This is a genomic window from Rhodoferax sp. GW821-FHT09E07, assembly GCF_059416145.1.
Window position 1 is genome coordinate 77,222 of the sequence record NZ_JBWKOP010000011.1, and the last position, 11,398, is coordinate 88,619.

The window sequence follows — 11,398 nt, forward strand, 5'->3', positions numbered from 1 at the left end:
GAAACTCGCCCAAAGCCCCCGTGGAATCTGTTCCAATAGCTCCTGATTCCATAGCAAACCTCACCATTTCGGAATCGCCGGGTCCTTGAGGCTGCCGCGCAGCTCGGCGTAGTCGGGCACCACCGAGCGCACGGTGTCCCAGAAGCGGGGGCTGTGGTCCATCACGCGCAGGTGGCTCAGTTCGTGAGCCACCACGTAGTCGATGACGGGCAGGCGGAAGTGAATGAGGCGCCAGTTCAGGCGGATGGAGCCGTCGCTCTTGGCGCTGCCCCAACGGGTGCCAGCGTTGCTCAGGCTCATCTTGGTCCAGCGCACCTGCAGCTGCGGGGCAAAGTGCTCCAGGCGCTGCACAAACAGGGCCTTGGCCTGGCGCATGAGCCAGGCTTGCACCGCATCGCGGATCTGTGCCTCGGTGGCCGTGTGCGCCAGCGCAATGCGCAAAGAGCGCACGCCGTCCTGCTGCGGCACCTCGTCCAGCTGTGCGCCCTTGGCAGCAAAGCCGTGGGCGCCGTCCAGCGCAATGCGGATGGAGTCGCCAAGGTAAGGAATAACCGCACCGTCTTGCCACGCCACCTGCGCATGTTCCTGGCGGGTCTGGCGCTCGCGCGTTTCGTCCAGCTTGCGCAGAATCCAGCCCGCTTTTTCCTGCAGTGCGGCGTCCACCTCATACAAAGGCGTCCAGCGCGGCGCACGTACGCTCAGGCCGTCAGGCCCCACCACAAATCCAATCGTGCGGCGCTTGCCACGCGCAAAGGCGTAAGCCACCACGGCGCCGTCCAGCCGCACTTCGCGGTTGGCCTTGGGGTGGGCGTAGTTGACCGGGGCGATGGCGTTGTGCAGCGGCTGCCCGGCCACGAAGGGCTGGCTGGGCAAGGGATTTACTACTTTTTTAGGAGCAGAAGATGCAGGCTTGACGGGGGCTGGAGCCTCGAAAGACTCAAAAAGATCCAGGGTGAAGCGCAGCAGCGGCAACATTACAGCGGGTCACTAGGCGGCTGGGTAAGCCTCGGGGTCCAGGCGGCGCATCTCGGCCTCGATCCACGTCTGCACCTCTTCCATCAGCTCCTTGGGCTCGCGTCCCTCGCTGGGAATAGGCTTGCCGATGGACACCTCCACCACACCCGGGGTCTTGATGAAGGCCTTGCGCGGCCAGCACTTGGCGGACGTCACCGCCACCGGAATCACCGGCGCGCCCGTGGCCACGGCTAGGCGCGTACCGCCCAGCTTGTAGGTGCCGGTCTGCCCGCGCGGAATACGCGTTCCTTCGGGAAACATGATGACCCAGATGCCTTGCGCCAGCAGGCGCTTGCCCTGCTCCACCACCTTGGAGAACGACTCCGAACGCTGGCTGCGGTCGATGTGCACCATGTCCAGCCGGCCCATGGCCCAGCCGAAAAATGGCACATAGAGCAGCTCTTTCTTGAACACATAGGCCAGCGGATGCGGCATCAGCGTGGGCATCAAAAAAGTCTCGAAGGTGGACTGGTGCTTGACCAGCAAAATGGCTGGCGCGGTGTCGCCCGTGGGCAGGTTTTCCCAGCCAATCACGTGGGTACGGATGCCCAGCAACACACGCGCACCGCCAATGGCCCAGCCCAGCCAGCGCACCGCCATCCACCACAGCGGCTTGCCGTGCACGCGGATGGACGCCACCAGCATGATGATGGCCCAGGGCATGACGGTCACCAGCATCCACAGCATGTGCAGGCACGAGCGCAGCACCGCCATCAGCCAGTTGGGGCGCTTCTGCAGCGGCACCACAGGAGGCATGCCGCTCACGCCTGCGCCACCAGGTGGTCGGCGAAGGCGCCCAAATCGTCGTGCACGATGGTGCCAGCCGGGAAGCTGTCAGGCAGCTCGCGCCCCTTGTACGCCGCGGCCTTGCCGGTCAGCACCAGGTGCGGCACGCAGCCCACGGCCGCACCGGCGATCAGGTCGCGCGCCGAATCGCCCACGCCGGGCATGCCGCGCAGATCCACGCCAAAGCGCTCGCTGATCTGCTCGAACAAGCCCGGCTCGGGCTTGCGGCAGCGGCAGTTGTCATCCGGCGCGTGCGGGCAATAAAAAATCGCGTCGATCTTGCCACCCACTGCCGCCAGCATGGTGTGCATCTTGGCGTGCATGGCGTTGAGCGCCACCACATCAAACAGCCCCCGGCCCAGACCGCTCTGGTTGGTGGCCACCACCACATGCCAGCCCGCGTGGTTGAGCTTGGCGATGGCTTCCAGCGCTCCCGGCAAGGGCCGCCATTCGTGGGGCGATTTAACGAACTCCGCACTGTCGATGTTGATGGTGCCGTCGCGGTCGAGGACGCAGAGTTTCATGGGTGTTGCCCGGTTTAAGCGGCCAGCTTGGAGAGGTCGGCCACACGGTTCATGGCGGCATGCAGCGTTGCCAGCAGCCCGAGGCGGTTGGCCTTGAGTGCGGGGTCTTCGGCATTCACCATCACACCGTCAAAGAACGCATCCACAGGCGCCTTCAAAGCAGCCAGTGCCTGCAAGTTCTCGGTGTAATTGCCTGCAGCCCACGCCGCATCTGCAGCAGGCGCAGCGGTTTTAAGAGCATCTGCCAAGGCTTTCTCGGCAGGCTCCACCAACAGGCTGGCATTGATAGAAGCCTGCACAACGCCCTCAGCCTTCTTGAGGATGTTGCCCACGCGCTTGTTGGCGGCGGCCAAGGCCGGGGCTTCGGGCAGTGCGGCGAAGGCGCGGACGGCGGCCAGGCGCTTGGCCACATCTCCCAAGCCTTGCGGACGCAGTGCCAGCACAGCATCGACCTCTTGCGCGCTGTAGCCTTGCTCGCGCAGGGAGCCGGCCAGGCGGTCGAAGATGAAGTCACCCAATTGGGTTTCTGTATCTCTCAATAATGGCTGCTTGGTAGGCTCTACGCCGCCCAATGGGGCCTCCACTCGAGGCCAGGCAGACCGCCCCATTTCAATCAAATTTGCCAATGGCAAGGGCAAATCACTCTCCACCAGCATGCGGATCACACCCAGCGCATGGCGGCGCAGCGCAAACGGATCCTTGTCGCCCGTGGGCAGGTTGCCGATGCCGAACATGCCCACCAGCGTTTCCAGTTTGTCGGCCAGCGCCACTACCAGACCCACAGAGTTTCGCGGCAGACTGTCCCCCGCAAAACGCGGCTTGTAGTGGTCTTCAATCGCGTGCGCCACGGCTTCGGGCAAACCATCGTTGAGCGCGTAGTAGCCACCCATGATGCCCTGCAGCTCGGGGAACTCGCCCACCATGTCGGTCACCAAATCGGTCTTGGCCAGTTGCGCGGCCTGGTCGGCCTGCGCCACCAGCGTCGCGTCGCCCAGTTGGGCCGCAATCGCCTTGGCAATCGCACGCACTCGCTCCACGCGTTCGCCCTGCGTGCCCAGCTTGTTGTGGTACACGACCTTACCCAAGCCGTCGACGCGTGAAGCCAGCGTCTTCTTGCGGTCCTGGTCAAAGAAGAACTTGGCATCGGCCAAGCGCGGGCGCACCACGCGCTCGTTGCCACCGATCACGAAGCTGGCGTCGTCGGGGTTGATGTTGCTCACCACCAAAAACTTGTTGGTGAGTTTGTTGTTCGCGTCCAGCAGCGGGAAGTACTTCTGGTTGGCCTTCATGGTGAGAATCAGGCATTCCTGCGGCACGTCCAGAAACTGGGTTTCAAACTCGCAGATGAGCACATTGGGGCGCTCCACCAGGGCAGTCACTTCGTCCAGCAGCGCGTCGTCGTCAATCGGCTTGCAGCCGCCGCCCACTTTGGCCGCAGCCGCCGCCAGCTGGCGCACGATCTCTGCACGGCGATCGGCAAAGCTGGCGATCACGGCACCGTCCATGGCCAGCACGGCGGCATAGGCATCCGCATCGGACACCACCACGGGCGACACGGCCGCTTCGAAGCGGTGACCCTGCGTGGTGTTGCCTGCGTTAAGGCCCAAGGCCTGCACGGGCACCACGTCGGTACCGTGCAGCGCGATGAGGCTGTGCGCAGGGCGCACAAAGCTCACGCTGCTCCAGCCTGGCAGCTCGCAACCGCTTTCCAGCTGGTAGGTCATGACCTTGGGGATGGGCAGCTTGGCAATCGCGTCCAGCAGCGCCTTTTGCAGGCCTTCGGCCAGCGTGGCGCCCTTGACGGTGCTGTCGTAAAACAGTGCATCTGCTTTGCCATCCGGGGCGCGCTTCAAGCCTGCCACGGCAGACGCGTCGGCGCCCAGAGCCTGCAGCTTCTTCAGCAATGCGGGAGTGGCGTTGCCGGACGCATCCAGGCCCACGGCTACGGGCATCAGCTTTTGCGACACGGCTTTGTCGGCAGCCTGGGATGCAACAGCAGCCACATGCACCGCCAGACGGCGGGGCGAGGCAAAGTGGGTCACGGCGGCATTCGCTGCGGCAAGGCCTTGGGCCTTGAGCGAATCGGCCAGTACCGAGGAAAACGCCTCGCCCAGCTTCTTCAGCGCCTTGGGCGGCAGCTCTTCCACAAACAGTTCAACGAGCAGGTTTTGGGTTGTCATCGTCATTGCTCTCACGCGGCCTTCTTCGTCATCTGTTCCACCCACTCACGCGGTGCCATGGGGAAGCCCAGGCGCTCGCGGCTCTCGTAGTAGCTCTGGGCCACGCTGCGCGCCAGGTTGCGGATGCGGCCAATGTAGGCAGCCCGCTCGGTCACGCTGATCGCGCCGCGCGCATCCAGCAGGTTGAAGCTGTGCGCGCTCTTGAGCACTTGTTCATACGCGGGCAGCGCCAGCTGGTTTTCCATCAGGTGCTTGGCCTGCTTCTCGTGCGCGTTGAACGCAGTGAACAGGAAGTCGGCATCGCTGTGTTCGAAGTTGTAGGTGGATTGCTCCACTTCGTTTTGCTTGTAGACGTCGCCGTAGCTCAAGCCCTCTGTCCAGGTCAGGTTGTAGACGTTGTCCACGCCCTGTAGGTACATGGCCAGGCGCTCCAGGCCATAGGTGATCTCGCCGGTGATGGGCTTGCAGTCAATGCCGCCCACCTGCTGGAAGTAGGTGAACTGCGTCACTTCCATGCCGTTGAGCCAGACTTCCCAGCCCAGGCCCCACGCACCCAGCGTTGGGTTTTCCCAATCGTCTTCCACAAAGCGGATGTCGTTCTTCTTCAGGTCAAAGCCCAGCGCTTCGAGCGAACCCAGGTACAGCTCCAGGATGTTGCTGGGCGCGGGCTTGAGCACCACCTGGTATTGGTAGTAATGCTGCAAGCGGTTGGGGTTCTCGCCATAGCGGCCGTCCTTGGGGCGGCGGCTGGGCTGCACGTAGGCGGCCTTCCACGGCTCGGGGCCGATGGCGCGCAGGAAGGTGGCGGTGTGCGAGGTACCGGCACCTACTTCCATGTCATAGGGTTGCAACAGGGCACAGCCCTGGTCAGCCCAGTAGGACTGCAGTTTCAAAATGATTTGCTGAAAAGTAAGCATGGTGCGTGGGCTGGTGCGCGGCAGGGGCCGGTGCAAGAACGTTCGTTCGAGTAAACCCCGCATTTTACGGGGCTGCAGGCCCTCAGCGCTGGCCGCGGCCCAAGCGCCAGGCGCCGGCAATCAGCAGCAGGCACAGCACCCACAAAGGCCACAGCCCAAAGCGCGCCGCCCACCAGGCAAACGGTGTCACGCCGGTGCGGCCCTGCACCTCGCCCACCAGCACGCCGCGGGTCAGGCGTGGCAGCTCTTTTTGCACCACGGCCTGGTGGTCCAGGATGGCCGTGGCGCCCGTGTTGGTGGCGCGTACAAAAGGCCGCTGGAACTCCAGCGCCCGGGCGCGTGAGATATTCAGATGCTGGTCCAGTGCCACCGAGTCGTTGAACCAGCCCAGGTTGCTCACGTTGGCAAACACCGTGGGCGCCAGCGCCGCATCGGCAAAGCGGCTGGCCAGTTCTTCGCCATACAAATCTTCGTAACAAATATTGGGTGCCACGCGCTCGCCCGCCACGGGCAAGGACGGCTGGCCCAGCGGCCCGCGGTTGAAGTCGCCCAGCGGGATGTTCATCATGCGGGTGAACCACTTGAACAGGGGCGGGATGAACTCGCCAAACGGCACCAGGTGGTGCTTGTCGTAGCGCCAGGGTTCTGTCTGGCCGGGAGCGAGGGCCAGCACTGAGTTGGTATAGCCCTGCGTGTAGCTGCCCAGCGGGATGCCGATGATCGCGGCCGACTTGCTGTTCACAAAGTGCTGTTCCAGCGCCGACCAGTACCCCCCGGGCAATTGCTGCGGCAGCAGGGGCACGGCCGTTTCAGGGGCTACCACCAGCGCGGTGTTGCTCTGTTGCAGCTGTTCGGCGTACCACTGCAGGGCCAGGGGCACGCCGCTGCCGGGTTCAAACTTCTCGTCCTGCGGGATATTGCCTTGCAGCAAGGTGACGCTCAGCGTGCCACTGGGCTGCGTCCAAGTGTTCCATGCGGGGGGCGCCAGCAGCGGGAGCACACACACACCGGCCGCCAGGGCGAAATTCAACAGGCCTCGGCGCGCGGCCAGCAGCGCGATGGACGCTGCGCCCCAGGCCGCCAGCAGGCCTACGCCATAACTGCCCGTCCACGGCAGGTACCAAGCCAGCGGACCGTCCAGGTGTGCATAGCCCACGGCACCCCAGCCAAAGCCGGTCAACCAAGTGCCGCGCGCCAGCTCCGCCATAGTCCACAGAGCGGCAAAGCCCAGCGCAGCCACCAGAGGCTGCACCTGCCGCCAGCGCCAGAACAGCCAGGCCGCCGCCACGTAATACAACCCCAGCGCGGCAGCCAGTGCCACGATGGCCACCACACCCAGCAGGGCGGGCAAGCCGCCATAGGTGTGCAGCGCAATGAACAACCACCAAAACGTGGTGCTGAGCCACACCGTGACAAACCACCAGGCCCGGCCTGCCGCAATGCGAGCCGTGGGCGCCTGCAACAGCGCCACGACCAGCACGGCCAGGGCCGCAAGCTGCAGCCACCACAAGGTGGCGCCGCGTGCGAAAAATATGTCAAATGGCCAGCTAGCCCCCGTCGATTGGGAGCAGGCAGCTATAAAAAGCGTAGCAAACCAGAACAGAGAAGAAGGCGCTGCAAGCGCCCTGGCAGCCGTGGCGGGCCGCGCGCTCACTCTGCGGAGGGGTCTGGCGTGGGCGAGACCTTGAACCATTTGACCGCGCCGCCCTTGGTGTGCAGCACGACAAAGTCCAGCCCGCCCAGCGTGTGGTGCTCGCCGCGCTTGGGCACGTGGCCCATCTCATGGGCGATCAGACCGCCTATGGTGTCAAAGTGGTCCTCCGGGTCGGAGCCCGCCAGGGTGACCGAGAAGGCATCGTTCACGCGCTCCAACGGCGTGTCGCCACTGACGCGGTAGGTGCGGTCGGCCAGGGCAAAGATGTCGCCCTCGTCCTCGGGAATATCAAACTCGTCCTCGATTTCACCGACGATCTGCTCCAGCACATCTTCAATCGTGATCAGGCCGGCCACACGGCCGAATTCGTCGATCACGATGGCCAGGTGGTTGCGGTTGCCGCGAAAGTCGCGCAGCAGGTCGTTCAGGCCCTTGGACTCAGGTACGAACACGGCCGGGCGCAGCAGTGCACGGATGTTGAGTTCGGGGGCCCGCTGCAGCTTGAGCAGGTCCTTGGCCATCAGGATGCCGATGATGTTCTCACGCTCGCCATCGAACACCGGAAACCGCGAGTGGGCGGTGTCAATCACCATATGCAACAGCACATCCAGGGGTTCCTGGATGTTGAGCAGGTCCATGCGCGTGGCGGGCACCATCACGTCGCCAGCGGTCATGTCCGCCATGCGGATCACCCCTTCCAGCATCACCCGCGACTCGGCGCCGATGATGTTGTTGTCTTCCGCCTCGGCCAGCGTCTCGATCAGCTCGGCCGTGGAGTCCGGACCCGGGTGGATGAATTCGGCCAGCTTCTGGAGAAAGGTGCGCTTGTCTTCTTTGTCGGAAAAACGCGCAGGATGGGGGTCGGACACTCGTGTGGGGCAATAAATGCCGTGGTTGCGGAGCGCTAAGGATAGCGGATTTGGATGTCAGGGCGAACTGCGCTGGTTCGCGTCGATCACGCTGCGGCGAATTTCCTGGATGTCGGCCAAAAAGCTCCAAAAACTTTTGGCCTGGGACTTGAGCTTGTAGTCCGTCTGGGCAATCTGCTCTTCAATCATTTCCGTCATGCGCGAATCCAGCGTGGCCGGTGGCAGACGCAGATACGCCTCGGACTCCGAGCCGTCGCGCTCCACCTGGGCCCCCGCGTTGCGGGCGATCTTCAGCATGGCGGCGTTTTCGCTCAGGGCATGGATGAACATCAGGCTCACACCGTCATTGCTGGCGTGCATGGCGGCGCGGTCGAACAGGCGCGCCCCGTAGCCGCGCCCGCGTGCACTGGGCAGCACGGACACACCAAACTCCGCACAGCTGTCATAGCGCTGGTCTTTGGCGTAGGCCAGGTGGGCCACGGCGATCAGCTCCAACTTGCGGTTGTAAATGCCAAAAATCTCGTCGCGCTCGAAATCCAACGCATCTACATACTGGTGGATTTGTTCATCCCGCGTCCACTGCCCAAAGCGCAGATAGCGGTCGTGCGGCTCCAACGCCAGCAAATGTTGGGCGATGCGCCCGCGGTGGTTTTCACCCAGCGAACGGATAGGCACCAGCGTCGGTGCGGCCCGGGGCGTGCCGGTGTCGTCAGATTCCAAAGGCGGGCGCAAAAACTCGCGCCCAGCCTCCAACGAAGCTCTGATCAGACTCTTTGTATCAACCATGGCAGTAATGTAAGGGTTTTCCCTAGTATTTTCACCCCAATCGTGTAAAGCCCGGTGTGCCACCGGCTTTCTGCAGCCCCAGTCTCGCCCGATACACTTCGTGCTAACTACGCCCTATGAGCCCTGCCGACACCATCCGCCATGCACTGGACCGCGTTGCTGCCTTGAGAAGCCAGGCGGCCGGCGATGCCCGCTTGCGGCAGAGCCTGCAGGCCGTCAAACGGCTTCAGGCACAACGGTTTGCCGGAACCTATGGCGATCTGCTGACCACCAAAGCATTTGCGGGGCCCACGCGATTCTTTCTGCATGAGTTGTACAGTGAGCGCGATTTCTCGGATCGGGACCACCAGTTTGCGCGCATTGCCAGCGCTTTGCAGACTTTTTTCCCCGCGCAGGTAGTGTCCACTGCGGTTGCGCTTGCAGAGCTGCATGCAGAAACCGAGGCGCTGGACTTGGCCATGGCACAAGCCTGGGGTGCCTCGGAAGGCGAGGACGTGTCAAGGTACTTGAAGTCCTGGCGCTCCGTGGCTTCCGAAGTCGCACGCCAAGCTCAGCTGCAGGCGGTACTGGATATAGGCGCTCAGCTGGACCGCTTGACGCGAACCCCGGGGCTGCGCATGACCTTGCGCATGATGCGCGGGCCGGCTAAGGTGGCCGGCCTGTCGTCATTGCAAGCATTTCTGGAAGCTGGCTTTGACACTTTTGCAGACATGGGCGGCAAGGGTTCACAGGCACGTGAGTTTTTAAGCACCATCGCACGACGCGAGACCCACTGGATTGATGCCCTCTTCAACGACCCGCTTGTCGCCTGCGAGACCAAATTGCACCAGTGCCTAGGAAAAGCCCTGTGAACCGCCTGTGCCGCCATCGGCACAATGGTTCGAACAGGAGCACCCATGGAAAAAATCTGGCTAATGAGCTATCCCGACGACGTCCCCCACGACATTGACCTGTCTCCCTTCAAGTCGCTGACCCAACTGCTGGAGGAGTCCTTCCGGCGCAATGCCAAAAACCCATTTTCGGTCTGCATGGACCGCTGGATGACGTATGGTCAGCTCGACGAGCTATCCAGCACTCTAGGAGCTTGGCTGCAAAGCAAAGGCTTAGAACCCGGCGCCCGCGTGGCATTGATGCTGCCCAATATCCCCCAATTCGCCGTGAGCATGGCCGCCATCCTGCGGGCCGGCTACACCTGCGTGAACGTCAACCCGCTGTACACCGCGCGCGAGCTGGAGCACCAACTCAAAGACTCCGGTGCCAGTGCTATCGTCATTTTGGAGAATTTCGCCCACACGTTGGAGGAGGTCATAGACCGCACGAAGATCCAACACGTGGTGGTCGCGTCTATGGGAGACTTGCTGGGCTTTTGGTACGGCAACTGGATCACCTTTGCCATCCGCCATCTTGCCAAGATGGTGCCTGCTTACAAGTTCGCATTGCCGCCTGGCCGTACGGTCACAGCATTCAACCGCTGTCTCGCCGAAGGTACCAAGATGCGGCTGCAGAGTGCGCCAGTCACCATTGATTCGATTGCTTTTCTGCAATACACAGGTGGCACCACGGGTCTGTCCAAAGGCGCCGTGCTTACCCATCGCAATATCGTTGCATCCGTATTGCAGTCCGAAGCCTGGTTCAAACCCGCGCTTGCCCGCGTGGGAAACCCCAGTCAGCTGAATTTGGTTGCAGCGCTTCCGCTGTATCACATCTTCGCGCTGGGCCTTTGCATGCTGTCCATACGCTTTGGCGCGCACATGACTTTGATCCCCAATCCGCGGGATTTTTCCAGTTTTGTGGCCGTGTTGAAGAAGCGCCCGTTCCATATCCTTCCCGCGGTGAATACGTTGTTCAACGCCCTGTTGCAGCAACCCCAGTTCAAGAACCTGGACTTTTCCAACCTCTGCGTGACCCAAGCGGGAGGCATGGCGGCGTCCGAGGGCACGTCCAAACATTGGATGGAAATCACGGGTTGCCCCATGGTGGAGGGTTGGGGCATGAGCGAAACCTGTGCGATTGGTACCAACAATCCAGTGAACGCCAAAACGTTTTCAGGCACCATTGGCCTGCCCTTACCAAGCATCGACATCGCGATCAAGGACGACGCCGGCAACTCGCTGCCATCAGGATCCTCCGGGGAAATCTGCATCCGCGGCCCCAACGTCATGACTGGCTATTACGAGCAGCCCGAAGAGAACGCCAAAGCCTTTACGGCGGACGGCTTCTTGCGCACAGGCGACGTCGGCATCATGGACGAACGTGGCTACACACGCATCGTGGATCGCATCAAGGACATGATTCTGGTCAGTGGTTTCAATGTCTTTCCTTCGGAACTGGAAAATGTGATCTCGTTGTGCGACGGCGTACTGGAGTGCGCCGTTATCGGCGTCGCGGACGCAAAGCAAGGTGAGGCTATCAAGGTCTTCATCGTCCGCAACTCGCCAACGCTGTCTGAAGCGGATGTATTGAAATACTGCGAAGCCAACCTTACGGGTTACAAGCGCCCCAAATACATCGAGTTTCGGGACGATCTTCCGAAATCCAATGTTGGCAAGATCCTGAGAAGACAGTTGCGTGCCGAAAAGTGACTCCAAGCACTCGGGGGTGCGGATAAAAACTTGGACTGGATTTATGCCGTGAGTCCAAGGCTCTCTCGGTATTCGATGGGACTGAG

The 11,398-nt window shown here is 62.4% G+C and carries 10 protein-coding genes; 2 read left to right on the plus strand and 8 right to left on the minus strand.

What is annotated here, in order from left to right:
* Positions 1–60: 60 nt before the first annotated feature.
* From AC07OE_RS19750 to AC07OE_RS19785, 8 genes are all read right to left on the minus strand, one after another.
* On the minus strand, positions 61–975 hold the full coding sequence (locus AC07OE_RS19750) for a M48 family metallopeptidase (protein ID WP_495072271.1): 915 nt from the start codon (positions 973–975) through the stop codon (positions 61–63).
* A 12-nt stretch (positions 976–987) separates the two neighbouring features.
* Complete coding sequence (locus AC07OE_RS19755) at positions 988–1,728, minus strand: lysophospholipid acyltransferase family protein (RefSeq protein ID WP_495072282.1); 741 nt, start codon at positions 1,726–1,728, stop codon at positions 988–990.
* Between the two features lie 47 nt (positions 1,729–1,775).
* Complete coding sequence (gmhB, locus tag AC07OE_RS19760; RefSeq protein ID WP_495072272.1) at positions 1,776–2,324, minus strand: D-glycero-beta-D-manno-heptose 1,7-bisphosphate 7-phosphatase; 549 nt, start codon at positions 2,322–2,324, stop codon at positions 1,776–1,778.
* Between the two features lie 14 nt (positions 2,325–2,338).
* Entirely contained in the window at positions 2,339–4,510 is a 2,172-nt protein-coding gene (glyS, locus tag AC07OE_RS19765; protein ID WP_495072273.1) for a glycine--tRNA ligase subunit beta, read from the minus strand.
* 5 nt (positions 4,511–4,515) lie between these two features.
* Positions 4,516–5,421 (minus strand): glycine--tRNA ligase subunit alpha, encoded by a 906-nt coding sequence (gene glyQ, locus AC07OE_RS19770; protein WP_495072274.1) that lies wholly within the window; start codon positions 5,419–5,421, stop codon positions 4,516–4,518.
* Between the two features lie 82 nt (positions 5,422–5,503).
* Positions 5,504–7,114, minus strand: coding sequence for an apolipoprotein N-acyltransferase (lnt, locus tag AC07OE_RS19775; protein ID WP_495072275.1), 1,611 nt, complete (start codon positions 7,112–7,114; stop codon positions 5,504–5,506).
* Positions 7,072–7,944: a CorC family transporter gene (locus AC07OE_RS19780; RefSeq protein ID WP_495072276.1), complete on the minus strand. Its 873-nt coding sequence runs from the start codon at positions 7,942–7,944 to the stop codon at positions 7,072–7,074. Before AC07OE_RS19780 ends, lnt begins: the two co-directional genes overlap by 43 nt.
* Positions 7,945–8,001: 57 nt before the next feature.
* Entirely contained in the window at positions 8,002–8,730 is a 729-nt protein-coding gene (locus AC07OE_RS19785; RefSeq protein ID WP_495072277.1) for a GNAT family N-acetyltransferase, read from the minus strand.
* Between the two features lie 116 nt (positions 8,731–8,846).
* On the opposite strand from AC07OE_RS19785, the gene AC07OE_RS19790 reads away from it, so the two are divergent.
* Together AC07OE_RS19790 and AC07OE_RS19795 are read left to right on the plus strand one after the other, a co-directional pair.
* Complete coding sequence (locus AC07OE_RS19790; protein ID WP_495072278.1) at positions 8,847–9,581, plus strand: FFLEELY motif protein; 735 nt, start codon at positions 8,847–8,849, stop codon at positions 9,579–9,581.
* Positions 9,582–9,626: 45 nt separating this feature from the next.
* Positions 9,627–11,312, plus strand: coding sequence for an AMP-binding protein (locus AC07OE_RS19795; RefSeq protein ID WP_495072279.1), 1,686 nt, complete (start codon positions 9,627–9,629; stop codon positions 11,310–11,312).
* Positions 11,313–11,398: the final 86 nt, after the last annotated feature.